Genomic DNA, 17,974 nt, shown 5'->3' on the forward strand with positions numbered 1-17,974 from the left:
ATGCATTATAAACAGGCGATCTGCCGGGGTTGTAAGCGAGTCTTCTCCTTCCTGAAAAACCAGAAATGGACGGAAAAAGTTACTGTAAGATATCTTCGTCTTCGGAATTAAGTACTTTCGGGGGCACGTACCGCTGTGTTGAGTCAATGTAGTAGCCTCCACAGTCGATTTTGTACTTGTCGGGCTTCCGGAAGGGTTCCGGCTTATACTTCCGCAGCGTCGGGTCCTTGTATACCCGCTGCATGAATAAACCCCATGCCGGCATAGCCTGACGACCGCCCTGACCGAGCTCAATGTTCCGGAAGTGGATACTCCGGTCATCGCCGCCTACCCACAGACCGGCTACAAGGTGCTGGGTCATGCCCATAAACCACGCATCGGAATAATTAGAGGTCGTACCGGTTTTAGCGGCAATCTCGTTACCGCCTTCACTCAGCTTATACTGACTCCGTAGCCGTGCTGCCGTACCACCCGCTTCTTCAACGGCGCCGCGCATCAGATACAACATGTCATAGGCGCGGTCGGCGCTGATTTCCTGTTTGGCTTCCGGATTGAACTTGGCCAGTTCATTGCCGTCCTTATCCAGAATTTTCCAGATAAGCATCGGCTTTACACGATACCCGCCATTGGCAAACGTACAGTAAGAGGCTACCATCTCGTATACCGACACATCGCTGGTGCCCAGACAAAGGGTTGGATTCGCCAGCAGGTCACTGGAAACACCCAGCCGTTTCGCGTAGTTTACGACGGTTTCCGGGGTCGCTTTCTTAATCAGCTGTGCGCTGACAGTATTAATCGACTGACCGATGGCCTCACGCAGCGACAGCGAGCGATAGCTGTATTTGCCGTTTGAGTTTTTAGGTGTCCACGACTTAGGCCCGTTGCCTAGTTCGTAAGGAGCGAAGGTCGTCGGCTGATCAACTAGGTGGTCGCAGGGCGTCATGTAGTTATTATCGAGAGCCGCCAGATAAACGAATGGTTTAAATGTCGAACCCGGCTGCCGCCGTCCCTGCCGGACGTGGTCGAATTTCATGTACTTAAAGTTGATCCCACCAACCCATGCCTTAACGTGGCCGTCGCGCGGGTCCATAGCCATGAAACCCGTATTCAGCATACGTTTGTAATATCGGATCGAGTCTAGGGAGCTGAGGGTAGTGTCCTTCTCGTGGCGTTTGCCGGCATAGGTAAAGACCTTCATTTTGACCGGTTGCCGCATTTCTTTCCAGATCGCATCTTCATCGTCGGGATACTGTTCTTTAAGCTGCCGGTAGCGCCCCGTCCGTTTGGCTACGGATTCGATAAATCCCGGAATCTCCCGGAATTTTCCGGTCTTCGCATCTCGCTCAACCCATGGGTTCCGTCCGCGCCAGTGTTCGTAAAACTTGGTTTGCTGGTCACGCATATTTTCCATAACAGCCGCTTCGGCATAGGTCTGCATGCGCGAATCAATCGTGGTGATGATCTGGAGACCGCTCGTATACAGATCAAGCTCTGTGTCGTTCGCTTCATTATAATCATCGATCCATTTCTGTAACTCCTGTTTCAGTACGGACCGGAAATAGGGAGCCATACCGGTATTCTGGTTTTCAATATTGAAATCCAGCTGAATCGGTTTTTCCCGGTAACTGACAAACTGTTCGTCGTTCAGAAACCCGTATTTCTTCATCTGCGACAACACGACATTACGCCGTTGCAGGGCACGTTCTTCGTGGGTCCGCGGATTCCAGAGCGAAGGATTCTGCAGCATACCGACCAGCAGCGCCGCTTCCTGTACGTTCAGGTTCCAGGGCTCCTTATTGAAGTAGGTTTTAGCGGCAGTCTTGATGCCATAGGTATTGTTACCGAACGAAACCGTGTTCAGGTACATCATCATGATCTCCTGCTTGGTATAGTTGCGTTCGAGCTGTACGGACAGAATCCACTCTTTGGTCTTTTCAATAACCGTCCGGACCAGCGGAATATGGCCGAGCAGACCACGGTATTTTTCCCCGCGGGTTTCAAACAGGTTTTTGGCCGTTTGCTGGGTAAGCGTACTGCCGCCGCCTTTACTGCCGGAAAACGGGATAAAACCCAGCGCAGCCCGGAAAATAGATCGCGGGTCAATGCCGGAATGCTTGGTAAAGCGGGCGTCTTCCGTAGACAGCAATGCCATAATCACATTGGGCGAAACCTGAGTGATTTCGACCAGTGTACGGTTTTCGGTATAGTATTTACCCAGTAAGACACCGTCTTCTGAATAGAGGGCCGAGGCAATTTCACTTTGCGGGTTTTCCAGCGTTTTCAGATTCGGCATTCCGCCGAACAACCACAGAAAGTTAAAACTGACTGCCAGAATATACAAAATCAGCATGCCGAGGCCTATGAGGGTGCCTCGCCATAAGCGTCGGATCAACTTACGGTAGGGACCGGGAGCGAGTTCAATCATTGATGACTGTTACATTAAACTTCGACATCAGAAAGTGGCAAGAAAGCCAAAAAAACAATAAGCTGCCACATTTCTGTGCGGATACTTATTTACGTTTAGCCGTTGCCTGGTCGGCTGTGGTCTGAAGCTCTTTTACGTATGGCAACAGCGGGCTCGACGGGTAATCCCGGATGAAATCGGTAATGGCCTGCCGGTATTTTTCGGCGCCATGAACGTGACCGGTCAGGATGGTACGCAGCAAGGCAAGCTTATCTTCAATCTGTGTACCGGCAAAGCTGGTCAATGCATTTTCGGAGCGCGCAAGGGCTTCTGTATGGTTGCCGGACCGGTATAAATTATAAATGTCCGTGTAGGTTTTTGCCGCTACGGCTTCCGTTCCTGTCGTAGGCTGCTCCGAGCGGTTGGTCCGGTTGGCGAGCCGGGCATACGACGTATTCGGGAATTCGCGCAGTAGTTTATCGCGCCAGTCGGTCTGGATGCCCAGCTGCTCATTCGTCAGATAGAGCAGGTAATACACTTCGGGGCGATGCTGGCTGCCCGGGAAACGGCCGGCGTGGCTCTCAAATGTTTTGACGGCATCTTTCGGCTGATTCAGTTGGAATTTGTAAATCTTGCCAAGCTGATAGAGCGATTCGTCCAGCCGCTGATTGGACTGGTTCCGGGCTTCGGCCGAAAACGGAATGGACGCATACATGGCATCCCGCCGCGCCTTCGGCGACGGCTGTCCGCTGTTAAAGCTGCTGGCGAGTTCGGTCGGCAGGCCCGGCGCATTGGCGTCACCGGTGGCAGGGGCAGATGCCGTGCTGTTTGCCGGTGCTGCTACGGTCGTTGCCGCTGTAACGTTCGGTGCATCTTTGGTCTGGCGGCGCCAGTTATCTTCGAGCGGCCGGTTTCCCCAGCGCTGCATAAACTCCTGTTTTCCCTGCGCCATCCGGTTCGGGTTATACAGTATCCAGCGCTGATCCGGCGCGAGATTCGAGTTTGTGGCCCCCGGCATGCTCATACCGGCGTTGGTTGGCTGGCCGGTTGCTTTCTCAATCACTTTACGGGCCAGTTCAGCCTTTGCCTCGTCTTCCTTCGCTTTGCGGGCCACGGCTGCGCTCAGTACTTTCTCAAGCGCATCGGGGCTGAGTGTTGTCAGGTGCTGGAGGCTGTCTTCGGTCCGGACAATGGTCAGGTGCTTAACAAAGTCATCCAGCGTTTTTTTACGGCCCTGAACGGCTGCAAAATCCGGTGACTGCTGTGGCAGCAGGGCCAGGGCGCTGTCATAGTAAGCCCGTGCGGCCTCAAACTGCTGCTTTTTCTCAAAGTATAGCTTACCCATTTCCAGGTAAGTATACGGAATCTGTGCCGTATTGGTGGTCGTTTCCTGAATCGAAATCCGGTAGAGGGCAAGTGCGCGGTCGTATTGTCCCTTGCGGGCTTCGAGCAGGCCCATCGTATAATAAATCTTGTCCTTCAGGTCTTCGTTCTTGCGGTCGCGGAGCATGCGCTCAAACGTACTATTGGCTTTGGCTGCCTGCCGCGGGTCTGTACTTTGCAGCAAGAGCATGTTTGCATAGAATGCCTGATCGTACAAAGGGCGGTTTTTCAGTACAGCCTGATAGTGGTCAGCTGCTTTGGCCGGCTGGTTGGCCAGATCATACAGTTGCCCGGCAGCCAGATGGAGCCGTGCGGTAGCTTCGCCCTTTTTGAGTGAAGGAAAGGTAGCATCCAGAATCGCAGCGGCAACGGCATACTCGCCTTTGCGCTGGTGCAGGTTGGCTTTCGTCAGGTAGAACGCTTTGGTATTGGCCGCATTCAGCGGTTGTGTACGCAGGAATTCGGCAACATTCAGCGCATTCGGAAAATCGCCCGTTTCGGTATAGGTCTGCATGAGCAGAATAAGTGCCTCATGCTTATCGTCCGCGTTGGTGCCTTTTGTATTAACGTATTTAAAAACTTCAACTGCGTTCGGGTAATCTTCGCGGTAAAGACGTACTTTACCGATCAGGTTATAGGCATTATCCAGCCACTTACTGTTCTGGTGGCGTTCGGCAACCATGGAGGCTTTTTTGATAACGTCATCGAGCTGGGCCTGCATCGGCTGCGCTTCCAGAGAATCGACCGGTAGCAGAATCGGGAGAAGCTGGTTGTAGTTTTCCTTACGGTTTTCAAAACGAAGTTTTTCCACTTCGTCCATTTTTACTTTGGCAATGAAGTACGCATTATAATGGGCGGTCAGGTTGTGATAACCCTTGCTCATGGAGCGGTCGCTGTATTGCGAACAGCCGGCAGACCCCAGAACCAGACCGATAAACGCAGTCAGCGTAACGAAGTAGATAGAAACGTAGTTAGTATAGAGACGTTGCATCCGGGAACATAACATAAAAAACACGACCTTTACAAGTTGTGTGGCAGGTCGGGTGTACACGTGTTGGAAAAGCACCATTCATAAAACGTACCAGAATGGGTTTGCCGTATTTAATGTAAACCCAAAATAACAAAATAAAGGCCGAACGGCCAGCCAGATAGCCTGTATCATGGAAAATAAAGAACAAAAACCGGATCAGGAGGAGGTGCGGAAAAAACTGGACGATGCCAGCCGCAAAACCTCATCCTATGCGCAGTACAGCAGCATTGCATTTCAGATGTTAGGCACGATTGGCCTGGGCGTGTGGGGCGGCATGAAGATCGATGAATGGCTGGGCAATAAGTTTCCGGCCTGGACGGTGATTCTGTCGCTTACCTCAATCGGTGCTTCATTGTATCTGTTTATTAAGCAACTTCCCAAACAATAAGGTACAACTGATACCAGATAAAGTATAGTTTGTGTCAGAATTGTCCTGTGTTTCTTGCCGGATATTCATTTTTACTACCATAATGCTCCGTTCAATTATCTTTTCAGCCATCATCGCATTTGTATTTTTTATAGCTGAGTACTTTTTCGGTAATCAGTATATACATCCGCTCTGGAAAGTGATGCTGCTCTTTTATGTGAGCCTGTCCTTTCTCATGCACCGGTTAGTTGATCTTGGAAATCAGGGTAAACCCGAACGGTTTATCGGGTTTTATATGGCATTCATTATTGCCCGGCTGATCTTAAGTGTCGGGTTCATTGGTTTTTTTCTGTATCGGGGCCTCGACGACCGCAAGACCTTCATTTTAAACTTTCTTGTACTATATATATTTTACACCAGCTTTGAAATGTACGGTCTTAATCGTAACTTGCGACGCGATTTGTAAAACCGCTTTCGATTGCATCATGATTCGTTCGCTGCTTCATAAAGTTTTACTGGTTTCAGCTCTGATAATCAGTCCGTTTGTTTCTTCTTACGCTCAGGAACACGAGCATGAGGGAGAAGCCACACATCAAGAACACCACGAAGGAAGCGCCCACGGCGCCGAAACTAAGAAGGAAGGTTTCAATGTGGGTGATATGATTATGCACCACATTCGTGATGACCACGGATGGGAGTTTGCGCATGGTCTGAAGCTGCCTTTGCCGGTAATTCTGTATAGCAAAGACCGTGGCGTAGAAGTGTTCTCGTCATCAAAACTCGACCACGACGCCATCTACAATGACTATAAGTTAGTACATGGCAAAATTCACCGCGTGAATGCTGCCGGTGCCGAAGATCACGAAGCACACGTTTATGATTTTTCCATTACGAAGAACGTAGCGTCCCTGCTCCTGAGCGCTGTATTGCTGCTGGTGATTTTCTCATCGGTATCGAAAGGCTATCAGCAGAACCGTGGCAAAGCCCCTAAAGGTCTGCAGTCATTCCTTGAGCCGATTATCCTGTTCATCCGCGATGAAGTGGTTAAGCCGAACATCGGTCCTAAGTATGAGCGTTACCTGCCTTATCTGCTGACCCTGTTTTTCTTTATCCTGGTCAATAACCTCCTGGGTCTGTTACCGGGTGCTGCCAACCTGACGGGTAACATTGCCGTTACCATGACCCTGGCAGTGATTACATTCCTGATCGTAAACTTCAGTGGTAACAAGCACTACTGGATGCACCTTGTGAAACCAACCGGAGTACCGCTGGCACTGTTGCCGGTCATGGTTCCGGTGGAGATTGTCGGTGTGTTCATGAAGCCGTTCTCACTGATGGTCCGGTTATTTGCCAACATTACAGCCGGTCACATCATTATCCTGAGCTTATTAGGGCTGATCTTCATCGCGAAGAACCTGGGCGGTTCAGGGATTGCCTCAGGCATCAGTCCGCTGGTGGCTATCTTTACGATCTTCATGAACCTGATTGAGCTGGTGGTTGCCTTCCTGCAGGCGTTCATCTTTACGCTGCTGTCGTCGATGTATATCGGCAGTGCGATCGAAGAACATCACGAAGCTGATCACGGTCACTGAGCTGCCTGACCTGACGGTCATCAGCACGTTAGTTTCAGTACGAGTTTTTTTGTTCAACTATATATAAATTCAATTCGAGCATGTTAGCTATGTTGCTCTCTATCCTGTTGGAAGCTACAGGTAGTATTTCGGTTACAGGTGCTGCTATCGGCGCTGGTTTAGCTGCTATTGGTGCAGGTTTGGGTATCGGTAAAATCGGTGGTAGTGCGATGGAAGGTATCGCCCGCCAGCCGGAAGCTGCCGGTCGTATCCAGACAGCTATGCTGATCATCGCGGCCCTGATCGAGGCCGTGGCCCTGTTTGCTGCCGTTATCTGTCTGCTGGTTGCTCTGGCATAATCCAGACAAACCGGTACTGACGTGCTGATTACATTAGGTGTCGGCGCAAGCGTCAAAAAAATCCGAAATTGCCTGTTCATATGGATTAGCCAGTGAACAGGCATTTCAAGATTTACGCCTTACGGTTTGCGAGCGGGTCTTTATTTACCTCGTAAATGCTGAAAATCGTAAATCTGTGTCATTCATACGTAAATCGTAATTCGTAAAATACAATGGATTTACTTACCCCGGATATTGGGTTACTTTTCTGGCAGGTAGTTGTATTCCTCGCCATCTTCTTTATCCTGTCCCGCTTTGCCTGGAAACCCATCACAAGTGGCTTGAAAGAGCGGGAAGAAAGCATCCAGAGCGCAATTGACCTTGCGGAGAAAACACGTAAGGAAATGGCTCAGCTGCAGTCAGACAATCAGAAATTACTGGCAGAAGCCCGTGCTGAGCGTGAAGCGATGCTGCGTGGTGCTAAGGAAACCGCTGATAAAATGATTGCTGAAGCCCGTGACAAGGCCGCTGCCGAAGGCCAGCGTGTGCTGGATCAGGCTCGTGAAGCCATGGCCAACGAGCGTCAGGCATTGGTTGCTCAGGTGAAAAAAGAAGTAGTTACGCTTTCACTTGATATCGCTGAAAAAGTTCTGCGTAAAGAACTTGCCGACAAAACGGCTCAGGAGAAACTTGTTCAGGACTTAGTAGCAAACGCAAGACTTAACTAAGCAAAGGGCCGGTCAGGAGTAAGGAATCGCCCTTAACCATGCCCGGCACGTTGCTCCCGAAGATATGGCTGTATCTACAGTAGCATTCCGGTATGCCAAATCGTTGTTCGATCTGGCACAGGAAAAAAGCCTGACAGAGGACATTCAGAACGATATGTTGTTCTTCAAGCGTACGTTGGCAGAGAACCGCCAGCTGGCGCTGGTGCTGAAGAACCCGATTGTGCGCAGTGAGAAGAAAAACCAGGTGGTTAAGGCAATCTTCGGAGAGCGGATTAATCCACTGTCAATGGCCTTTTTCGGTATCGTCGCCCGCAAAAACCGTGAGTCTATCCTTGACGCTATTGCTGCCGCGTTCATCGATCTGTATGATGAGTCGAAAGGCATCAAACGGGCCACAGTAACCACAACGGTACCGCTTACTGACGAACTCCGTGCTGCTTTTAAAGCACTCGTGACAAAATCAACAGGTGCCAAAGGGGTAGAACTGGAAGAACTGACAAATCCGAACCTGATCGGGGGATACGTACTCCGGATTGGTGATGAGCAGCTGGATGCATCACTGCGCAGCCAGCTCAATGAACTGAAACTTGAGTTTCTGAACTAATCACAGGCAGGAAAACAATACCAACGATTTATCGTTAATTCAGACGCCCGGCAATTGTCGGGCGTTTGCTGTTTATCAGGGTGTAAACTGCTTAGAACTTCACCGCTTCGATGTAATTTTACGGCATGAGGCTTTCACTTCGTAAACCGGCACAGCACCTTTTCCGTACCGAAGGACGGACGTATGCCGGCGCCGCCGCATTTGCTTTATTTCAGGAAGCAGCCCGGAAACTTGTGTCGCGGACCAGCGAAGACGAAACCGAAGAGTTTCAGCGGCGGATTATCACAGCCTTTGTGCAGGAGTTGCGGGCTGAACCGGAATGGCATCCGGAAACCGATGCCGGCGGAGCATTGCGGTTAACGGATGCTGAGGACGGAGGCAGCAGCCGGATGCTGCTGGTTGTGAAGCGTGCTTATGGCGCCGAAATGATGACCCCGCTCAAACCGAATGTAAAGGCACTGCATACCCTTATCCTATCCTGCTTTGAGCACTACGATACCTATGGTAACCTGCCGGAGTGCCTGGTAGTAACCGACAGCTTTTCATGGTTTTGGTTTGATGCTCCGGACATCCGGACGTATTTTATCGACCATCCAAGGTTAAGGCGCATTTTTCAGCTTAAGCAGCAGGGAAAAACCGAAACGGTAATTTATGCCGAGTTAGCCAGAACAATACGTGAAATCCAGGCGGATATTCCAGTTACTTATCTGAATCTGCGCGAGCTGGTATCACAGCCGGAACAACAAAGTACCGAATGGATTAACGCCTTTTTACTGTTTAGTAACCTGTCTGCATCCCATAATGCAGTCGATGAAGCTGATCCGGAACTGCTGGAACGACTGGCCCCAATCCGTCAGGATATGCCGGACGCCTTTCCGGTATGGTTCTGCCGTTTGTTCTTTCTACGGGCATTGGAGTGCAAAATAGCGGCTATCGGCGGGCAGGTACCTACAGGCATCGGTGAGGTACAGACGAATGATGACGTTGCAGCAATCCTGAGCATCTGGAAGAACACACATCCGGCCTTACTGAGCGTGGAAACCACAGAATGGTCGGCTCCGCCTGATACTGTGCCGCCAGATGAAGCTGCGGCGAAACCGGCATCTCCGGTTGTCAGGCTGTCGCATATGTTAGCGGACTGCGAAATCATAACGGCGGGCCCTCCGGTGGTGATTCCGGAAGGACGGTTTGTTTGTACAGCAGCGGGTGTTGATGCGTTGTTCGCGTGGTTGACAGGAGAAACCGTTGCTCCGATGAACGTTGTCCGAGAAATAACCCGTAACGCGGTTCAGGAGGCGGTTCAGGGGCGGTTATCTGCCCTATCGGGTCTCGGGGATACCTCGTTGGAGCAGCTGGCCGAAAAGCTGGCATCGGTGCCGGTCGACGAAGCGCTGGCTATCTTCCGGAGCGTTGCCATCTGCGATGTATATGCCGGTTCGGGACGGATTCTGCAACTAGCGCTCCAGGAACTCGTTCAGTTGCAGCACAGATCAGGGTTACTTACAGACGGACAAGGACAGTCAATGCATCACTACACACTGGCTGTTGTAAACGGTCAGGTGCAACTGGCAACGCTGGATGGAGAGCCGGTCTATTACCGGATTACCGGGCCTGTGAGCCGGAACACCGAACCGCAACGCATCCGGAAGGCGTTGTTTGATGCAAAAAAGGCTTTATTGACATCCGTTTTATTCGGCGTCGTACCGGATAAGCACCAACGGATGATTGCCCTGACCCGGCTGTCGCTGGAATTGCTGACCGATCTCTATGCGGTGGCAGATAAAAAGAAGGGTACTGCCTGGCCGGTTTTTCCGGGATTAATGTGGCAGCTGCAAAGCGGTAACGGACTCTTATACCAACTGAACATACAACTGCCGCTGCTTTACGGCGAAGAAGAACTGACAGACCGGCTGAGCCGTCTGAAGCAGCAGGTACAGAGTTATTATGATCGGGAAACGGCTGCTTCCGGCCGGCAGATTGATCAGCAACTCGGTGTATTCCGCCAACATTTACAGGCACAGACTGTGCTTGCAGACAGGCCGTTGGTTGACCGGTTAACCCGTTTGCAGGCAGTTTATACGCAGCGGTATGCCGGAAACCTGCTCTTTCCGGAACAACTCACGCCGTCGCAGCAGGCTGATCAGGAAAAGCTGCGGCTTGACATCACGCGCCTTACACAGCGCCTCGAGCAACGTCGGCCTGATGATCAGGATGGATTTGAATGGCGCATCCGGTGGCCAACCCGGTTTGATGAAAACGGCGGGTTTACCGGCTTTAATGCGATTATCTCGCAGCCGCCTGCAACGCCGCCTGCTATTCCGGAAAGCTGGTTAAATGCCTTTAAAACGCAGTATAAGGCGGTATATGCCGCGCAAGCACCTGCATTTGTCTATTACCTGTGGTTAAGCGGGCAATTACTGGAAGAAGAACAGGCTGCCTGGCTGATAATGCCAAGCGGATGGGAGAGAAAAAGCGGTACAAAAAAGCTGCAAACCTGGCTGGCCGGACAAACCGTGTGGCAACCGGAAACTAAGGCTGAAGAAACCGTAACGGTAATCCGGATACAGAAATAGATAGCCGTACTGCCCAGTGAAGCGCAATGAAGGGGGCTGAACATAAACGGGTCAGCTGGCAGAGCAATACTGCCGGCTGACCCGTTGGTATATCCGGAGTTAGGGAAGCTGTAAGCCGGCAGGCAGAGGCCCGTTCCGCGTGAGCTTTTGTTCGGCAACCCACGCTGCTGCGTGTGCGCACTGCTCCGGTGTCCGGCCGCCGATCCAGGCAGTCAGAAAGCCGGCCCAGTAAGCATCCCCGGCTCCGGTCGCGTCAACGACGTTGATCGGTTTGGCCTGAATCCGGACCTTTTCTTTTCCATAATCATACGACACCCAGCTGCCGTCGCCGCCGAGGGTCAGACAAACAAGTGAAGCGCCCATCTCGTGGAAATCGCCGATAATACGCTCCGGTGTTTGCGGAGCCCCGTAAAGCCGTGCGGCATCGTCTTCACTCAGCTTGACCAGTGCATTGGCAGAGCAGTAGCTTTTCAGGATCCGCTTCGCACCTTCGCGGTCCGGCCAGATGGTCGGGGCATAGTTGGCATCAATACTTACCTGGCAACCGGCCTTGCAGGCCCGCTGCGCCGCATCGACAATCGCATCCTGAGCGGGTTGCCGGCTGAGCGCAAAACAGGTTGTGTGAAAAAAAGACGCCTGAGCCAGCAGCGAGTCCGGAATATATTCCGGCCGGATCATCCGGTCTGCTTCCCGGTAGGCAATGAAATCGGGGGTGCCTTTTGTCCGTGAAACGATAACGATGCTGCTGGGGGCTTCTGCGTCCCGGGCAATAAACTGTGTATCCACACCGGCTTCACCGACGCGTTGGGTAAGGTAAGTGCCCAGGTTGTCATTACCAACGCAGGCAACAAGCGCCGTTTTATTACCGAGGCGTGCCATGTTTGCCGCCATGTTTGCGGGGCTTCCACCCTGATACCGGTGATAATCCCGCGTGTCAAAAAGGCTGTTGGCGACCTCGTGGCCAATCAGATCGACCAGTAGCTCACCAACCGCAATCAGTTGATACGTTCTGTTTTCCATTACTGTCAGTGGCCGCCTGCTCCGATGGGGAACGCCGCTTTTTCGCTTTTACTGTCTTCTTTTACCAGGAAACAGGCTCCCGCCGCCAAAAATAAACATACACCGCAGAGAATGAGCGCATTTAACGGGTCGCTGCCTAATAGATTGTTGTAGAGAAAGCCAACGGTTATCATGTTTACAATTTGAGGCACGACGATAAAACCGTTGAAAAGCCCCATGTATACGCCCATGCGGTCAGCCGGAACGGATGTCGATAGCATAACATAAGGCATTGACAGAATAGAGCCCCAGGCTAAGCCAACCAGCGTCATACCGATACGGAAACCGTTCTCGTCGCTGTTAAAGAGCATGGATAAAAAGCCGAGGCCTCCCAGCGTTAAAAAAAGCGCATGGGTCCCACGGCGACCGATGCGGTTAGCAATGGCAGGCAGGAAAAAGGAAATACCGAAGCAGCCAACGTTAAAAAGGGCGAAGCAGTCATTTCCGACTTCAATTCCTTTCTCGAATCCCGGCGATTGCGGGGTTGGTGCATTAAAAGCGTGCCGGGCAATGGCCAGTGAAAGATATTGCCACATGAGCGGTAACCCATACCAGGTAAAAAATTTGACCCACCACAGTTGTTTCATGGTAGCAGGCATTTCCCGTAAGGCATGAAAAACTTCGGTAAAGGCTTTACTGATGCCGCCGCCCTCACGTTTTTCCCGTTCAAAGGCTGCCATATCTTCCGGCGGGGCTTCCTGTGTCGTATAGACAGTCCATAAAACGGCCAGTATTACCGCGACACCACCGATGTAAAAAGACCACCGGGTAATATCAGGAATCGGATTGCTACTCGTAGCAGCCATAGTCAGGCCGAAAAGCGGCAGGATACGGTGCATCTGATTGGCAAGTGTCTGTCCGAAACCAACAAAAAAGCTCTGCATCGCAAAACCAATCGTACGCTGCTCTACATTGAGCTTGTCGCCGATAAAGGCACGGAAGGGTTCCATGGCCACATTTAAGCCGGAGTCTAAGATCCACATGAGGCTGGCAGCCATCCAGAGCCCGGTCGAATTGGGCATCAGGAAGAGAGCGAAGCTGGTAATAAGGGCACCAATAAGGAAGAACGGCTTCCGGCGGCCCCAGCGTGGTGACCAGGTTCGGTCACTGAGGGCACCGATAACCGGCTGCACCAGCAGGCCCGTTATCGGACCGGCCAGCCAAAGGGCCGGAATGGCGGCTTCATCGGCATTGAGGTAACGGAAAATAGGACTCATATTGGCCTGTTGTAAGCCAAAGCCATACTGAATCCCAAGGAATCCGAAACTCATGTTCCAGATTTGCCAAAATGTTAGTCTGGGTTTGTTTTTCATCATTTACGGTGCAAAGCAGTTCAAACAGCTAAGCTGACAACTTTACGGATTGTTAGGTAGGAGAATACAGAACAAGTATACGAACCCGATTGCAGGATTTAAAGAAAAAGTACGCTAAAATTTAAAGAAAAGCTTATTTTTGATAAATACTGTAAGCAAACGTAACTTGTGGAATGCTTTTATTTACTGCGCTATTCATTTGTGGGAAGTTGGGGTTTGGGGGGCTGACGGATACCGTACGTGTAAAGGAAACAGAACCGGTTTCGGTAACAGTACAGGATAGCCGCAGTGCGGCTCCGCTCAACGACTCCCTCATCGTAATCCGGTCGGTCAGGATTACGGGTAATTTCCGGACACGTACCCGTATTGTTATGCGGGAAATGGCCGTACAGGTGGGCGATACCCTGCGCGTAAGCCAGCTGGCCGAAAAACTCACCTGGAGCCAGCGCAACATCAACAACACCAATCTCTTTGTCACGGCTGACGTGGACGCCTGCGTGACCAATCCCGATTTTGAGTACAAACCCGTCATACCGCCTGGCGCCATCCAGCCGGTCGATGTCGATGTTGTTTTGAAAGAACGCTGGTATCTTTTTGCCTTTCCGGTCTTTGATATTGCCGACCGGAATTTTAATGAGTGGTGGTATGAACGGGGGCGGGATCTGCGCCGGACCGTGTATGGCGGGTATCTGAGCCACCGCAACCTGACCGGCAACGGCGACCGGCTGAATATCGCTCTTGAATCGGGATTTACGCGGCGGGCGGCCGTAACGTATCAGCTTCCGTATCTGGACAGGGCACAGCGGACGGGGATGCGTTTTGATTTTTCCTATGCTACCAATAAAGATGTCGCCTACCGCACCCAGGCCGATAAATGGGTTTATATGCGTTCTGAACGCACCTTACGGGAGCGATTTAACGCTGGGTTTACACTGACTTACCGCAACAGTTTTTATAACTATAATGGCTTTGAAGTCCGCTATGTCCGTAACTGGATTGCGGATACGGTAGCCCATCTGAATCCGGGCTATTATCTCGACGGCAATAACCACCAGCGCTACCTGTCATTGAGTTATACCTATCGCTATGATAAGCGCGATAATGTGGCCTATCCCTTGCGGGGTAAGGTGTTTCAGGTATCCATCGGGCAGGCCGGATTATTTTCGGGAGCCAGATGGGGCGTAACCAGCCTGAACGCCGACTACAGTCGTTTTTTACCGGTGAAAGGCCCGCTCTATTACGGCGTTGGCTTACAGGGGCAGCTGACGCTTGGCAAACGCCAGCCGTACAGTGCTTTACGCGGAATCGGGATTGGCCCGAACGTTATGCGGGGCTATGAACTGTACGTGATCGACGGCCAGAATATGGGGCTCATGCGGAACAGCATGCGCTACCAGCTGTTTAACGTCCGGAAACAGTTATCCTGGGTACCTGTGCGCCAGTTTAATACCCTGCCACTGGCCGCCTACCTGACCCTGTTCGGCGATCTGGGCTACATTCACAGCAACGTGGCAGCGCAGTATGAGAGCCGGCTGGCTAATAAATTGCTGTACAGCACGGGTCTTGGCCTGGATGTCGTAACGTTTTACAACGTTGTCGGCCGGTTTAGCTACTCCATTAACCGGCAGGGGCAGACCGGTATTTTCTTCAATGTGACGCGCTCGCTGTAACTTACCATTCATCCTTGCCCGGCTGCCAATCCGGCCTGAGGCGGGCCAGTCATCCGATTTTTGTGGAGGTGTGTTGACGGGTCTGTTACTTTTGATCCGTCAATCAAGCACAACTGCCCTACACCGATGTAGCCGCTCGCTAAAACACAGAGCCTCAGGCTCGTTTCTCAAACGCCGAATGCCGTATTTGCTTTTGCCCAAACAGTAATCACCGGATTACTGGTCATTGCTGCGCGCACATTTTCTAACTAAACCACAAACACAATTTCAATGGATTTCTTTGCTTTTGGCGGCATCCTGATCTGGTTGCCTGTCATTCTTATTGCCCTTGTGCTGTACAAATGGGTATTACGTTTTCTGTTCGGGATGGTCATTGTCCCGCAGGACCGGATTGGTCTGGTCACGAAAAAATACGTGCTGGTAGGCCCGAACCGGGAGCTGCCCGACGGCCGCATTATCGCTACAAAAGGCGAGGCCGGTTATCAGGCACAGACCCTGGCTCCGGGGTTATACTGGTGGATGTTTCCCTGGCAGTATGGTGTCGATATGGAACCGTTTACAGTAATTCCGGAAGGGAAAATCGGGCTGGTACTGGCCAATGACGGGGCTGAACTGCCTACCGGTAATATTCTGGCCCGGAAAGTGGCCTGCGATAACTTCCAGAACACGGAACAGTTTCTGGCAAGCGGCGGGCAGAAAGGACGCCAGACGGGTGTGCTGACGCCGGGTACCTACCGGATCAACACCTATGCGTTTTCGGTCACCGTAGCACCGATGACCGACATCAAGGAAAACATGGTCGGCATCATCACCACCCTCGACGGCGCCCCGCTGACGCCGGGGCAGATTGCGGGTAAGCATGTAGACGGACATAATAACTTTCAGGATATTGACTCATTTTTACAACGTGGCGGTAATCGTGGCCTGCAGCCGCAGGTCGTACTTGCCGGCTCATACTACATCAACCAGTGGGCCGTACAGATCGAACAGATTCCGATGACAGAGGTGCCGATTGGCCATGTGGGTGTCGTGATCTCTTACATCGGTGAAGAAGGGGAGGACCTGACCGGTGACACGTTTAAACACGGCAATATTGTGCAGAAAGGCTTCCGGGGGGTCTGGATGGAGCCGTTGGGCCCCGGTAAGTATCCGGTAAACACCTACACGATGAAAGTAGAAGAAGTACCGACCACCAACCTGGTCCTGAACTGGGCCAATGCCCGCTCGGAAGCCCATGCTCTTGACCGCAATCTGTCGACCATCACGGTCCGGTCGAAGGACGGGTTCCCGTTTAACCTGGACGTGGCCCAGATCATCCACATTCCGGCTAATGAAGCCCCAAAAGTAATTGCCCGTTTCGGGAGCATGACCAACCTTGTTTCGCAGGTACTGGAGCCGACTATCGGTAACTATTTCCGCAACTCGGCCCAGGATTCGGACGTGATTTCGTTCCTGAGTACGCGGAAAGAGCGGCAGGAGTCGGCCCGTGAGCATATCCGGCGGGTGCTGGAGATTTACAACGTAAACGCCGTTGATACGCTGATCGGTGATATTGTGCCGCCGGAAGCGCTGATGAAAACACTGACTGACCGGAAGGTGGCGCAGGAAGAAGAAAAGACCTACGAAACGCAGCGGATGGCGCAGGAAAAACGGCAGGGCTACGAACGGGAAACGGCACTGGCTGAAATGCAGCGCGAAATCGTGAAAGCGCAGCAAAGTGTCGAAATCGCCGAGCGGACCGCCAATGCTTCTGTGAAGAAAAGCGAAGGTGAGGCGCGGAGTATGAAGCTACAGGTGGGTGCCGAAGCAGAGGCTACGAAACTGCGCGCCGAGGCAGAAGCCGAAGCCACGCGTCGCCGTGCGGCCGCCGAGGCTGAATCGACCAAGCTCAATGCCGACGCCGAGGCTGAACGAATTGCCAAAACCGGTACGGCCGAAGCCGAGAAGATCCTGGCCATCGGCCGGTCAACAGCCGAGGCCTACGAGTTGCAGGTGAAGGCCATGGGCGAAGAGAACTTTACCCGATTCAAGATTACCGAAGAGATCGCCAGAGGCCATATCCGCATTATTCCGGATGTGGTTATCAACGGCAGCGGCGGCAGTTCGACCGACGGATCGCTGAGCGGTTTGCTGGGCATGAAGCTGCTGGAACTTACAGAAACCCGTCAGCAAACGGCCGATGTGCGCCGTGTCCCGATTGTACCGGCTTCAGAGAAGGAACCGAAAGAATAATATATCCACCCATTTAAATGCGGGTTGGCCGGTCGGCAGCGATTGGTCAGCCCGTTTTTTATGGATACCGGCCAAGCTGTATTAGTAGCTGTCTTAAAATGACTAAATCGGGATGATTAAACCGGAAGATTTTTATACTCGCAGTCCCTATTTTAGTGTGAGAAACGATTAGCCCGTTAGCTACCTGATAATGCTCATCCCAATTGTCTGTTCTTGGATTAAACAGGCGGACAATTTCATTATCCAAAATAGTCGCAAAATCGGAACCTTTATGTTGGTTACAGTGAGGACAGGCAAGTGCAAGGTTGTCAAGGTCGTTGCTACCGCCATGTTTAACCGGAATAATATGATCTATCTCAAAAGACAGAAATAAATCATCACTGTGAATACGACAGTACTCGCATCTTGAACCTGCACGTGATACAACCCGTTGCCGAACCTTTTCCGGAATAGACTGTCTCATTGATGTAAAATAAGCCGCGCTCTTGCTTTAGCAAGGCTGATGAAAATGTCCAGCCCTAAAAATCGTTCTAATTCAGCGGATTCATCCGGCGTTATGTTACCTTCCTTTTTTTTTGAAATTAATGCCTCTACCTGAGCGGACATTGCAGATGAGGCTTTCAGATTAATTACCTTCTCTGGAGCCATCTGAGCAATCAGACTTGCAATATCTCCAAATGCTTCTGTTACACTCATGTATTT

14 protein-coding genes are annotated in these 17,974 nt (G+C 51.7%); 8 read left to right on the forward strand and 6 right to left on the reverse strand.

Annotated features, from left to right (window positions below):
• Positions 1-79: 79 nt before the first annotated feature.
• Together AC23NW_RS08605 and porW are read right to left on the reverse strand one after the other, a co-directional pair.
• Positions 80-2,425: a penicillin-binding protein 1A gene (locus AC23NW_RS08605; RefSeq protein ID WP_293835582.1), complete on the reverse strand. Its 2,346-nt coding sequence runs from the start codon at positions 2,423-2,425 to the stop codon at positions 80-82.
• Between the two features lie 85 nt (positions 2,426-2,510).
• Positions 2,511-4,778: a type IX secretion system periplasmic lipoprotein PorW/SprE gene (gene porW / locus AC23NW_RS08610; protein ID WP_487448875.1), complete on the reverse strand. Its 2,268-nt coding sequence runs from the start codon at positions 4,776-4,778 to the stop codon at positions 2,511-2,513.
• A 169-nt stretch (positions 4,779-4,947) separates the two neighbouring features.
• Between porW and AC23NW_RS08615 the strand changes: the two genes are divergently transcribed.
• From AC23NW_RS08615 to AC23NW_RS08640, 6 genes are all read left to right on the forward strand, one after another.
• On the forward strand, positions 4,948-5,205 hold the full coding sequence (locus AC23NW_RS08615) for an AtpZ/AtpI family protein (RefSeq protein ID WP_487448876.1): 258 nt from the start codon (positions 4,948-4,950) through the stop codon (positions 5,203-5,205).
• A 464-nt stretch (positions 5,206-5,669) separates the two neighbouring features.
• Positions 5,670-6,776, forward strand: coding sequence for a F0F1 ATP synthase subunit A (gene atpB / locus AC23NW_RS08620; RefSeq protein ID WP_293835576.1), 1,107 nt, complete (start codon positions 5,670-5,672; stop codon positions 6,774-6,776).
• A gap of 89 nt (positions 6,777-6,865) precedes the next feature.
• A complete protein-coding gene (gene atpE / locus AC23NW_RS08625) occupies positions 6,866-7,114 on the forward strand; it encodes an ATP synthase F0 subunit C (RefSeq protein ID WP_293835573.1) in 249 nt (82 codons plus the stop codon).
• 212 nt (positions 7,115-7,326) lie between these two features.
• Complete coding sequence (locus AC23NW_RS08630) at positions 7,327-7,821, forward strand: F0F1 ATP synthase subunit B (RefSeq protein ID WP_293835572.1); 495 nt, start codon at positions 7,327-7,329, stop codon at positions 7,819-7,821.
• Between the two features lie 64 nt (positions 7,822-7,885).
• Positions 7,886-8,425 carry an ATP synthase F1 subunit delta gene (gene atpH / locus AC23NW_RS08635; protein ID WP_487448877.1) on the forward strand — a complete coding sequence of 180 codons (540 nt, stop codon included), beginning with the start codon at positions 7,886-7,888 and terminating at the stop codon, positions 8,423-8,425.
• A 125-nt stretch (positions 8,426-8,550) separates the two neighbouring features.
• Positions 8,551-10,998 carry a DUF7149 domain-containing protein gene (locus AC23NW_RS08640; protein WP_487448878.1) on the forward strand — a complete coding sequence of 816 codons (2,448 nt, stop codon included), beginning with the start codon at positions 8,551-8,553 and terminating at the stop codon, positions 10,996-10,998.
• A 99-nt stretch (positions 10,999-11,097) separates the two neighbouring features.
• On the opposite strand, the gene AC23NW_RS08645 is transcribed toward AC23NW_RS08640, so the two are convergent.
• Both AC23NW_RS08645 and AC23NW_RS08650 read right to left on the reverse strand, forming a co-directional pair.
• Positions 11,098-12,018, reverse strand: a complete 921-nt coding sequence (locus AC23NW_RS08645; protein WP_487448879.1) for a carbohydrate kinase family protein — start codon at positions 12,016-12,018, stop codon at positions 11,098-11,100.
• A 5-nt stretch (positions 12,019-12,023) separates the two neighbouring features.
• Complete coding sequence (locus AC23NW_RS08650) at positions 12,024-13,328, reverse strand: MFS transporter (protein ID WP_487448880.1); 1,305 nt, start codon at positions 13,326-13,328, stop codon at positions 12,024-12,026.
• Positions 13,329-13,543: 215 nt separating this feature from the next.
• On the opposite strand from AC23NW_RS08650, the gene AC23NW_RS08655 reads away from it, so the two are divergent.
• Together AC23NW_RS08655 and AC23NW_RS08660 are read left to right on the forward strand one after the other, a co-directional pair.
• The gene (locus tag AC23NW_RS08655; protein WP_487448882.1) at positions 13,544-15,040 is read left to right on the forward strand and encodes a BamA/TamA family outer membrane protein; all 1,497 of its coding nucleotides are present in this window, start codon (positions 13,544-13,546) and stop codon (positions 15,038-15,040) included.
• A gap of 270 nt (positions 15,041-15,310) precedes the next feature.
• Positions 15,311-17,272, forward strand: a complete 1,962-nt coding sequence (locus AC23NW_RS08660; protein WP_487448883.1) for an SPFH domain-containing protein — start codon at positions 15,311-15,313, stop codon at positions 17,270-17,272.
• Between the two features lie 58 nt (positions 17,273-17,330).
• Here AC23NW_RS08660 and AC23NW_RS08665 read toward each other — a convergent pair whose 3' ends face one another.
• Together AC23NW_RS08665 and AC23NW_RS08670 are read right to left on the reverse strand one after the other, a co-directional pair.
• Positions 17,331-17,735: an HNH endonuclease gene (locus AC23NW_RS08665; RefSeq protein ID WP_487448885.1), complete on the reverse strand. Its 405-nt coding sequence runs from the start codon at positions 17,733-17,735 to the stop codon at positions 17,331-17,333.
• A complete protein-coding gene (locus AC23NW_RS08670; RefSeq protein WP_487448886.1) occupies positions 17,732-17,968 on the reverse strand; it encodes a hypothetical protein in 237 nt (78 codons plus the stop codon). The genes AC23NW_RS08665 and AC23NW_RS08670 overlap by 4 nt, the downstream gene beginning before the upstream one ends.
• Positions 17,969-17,974 lie beyond the last annotated feature (6 nt).

Source organism: Arsenicibacter sp. R0_47 (genome assembly GCF_057652235.1).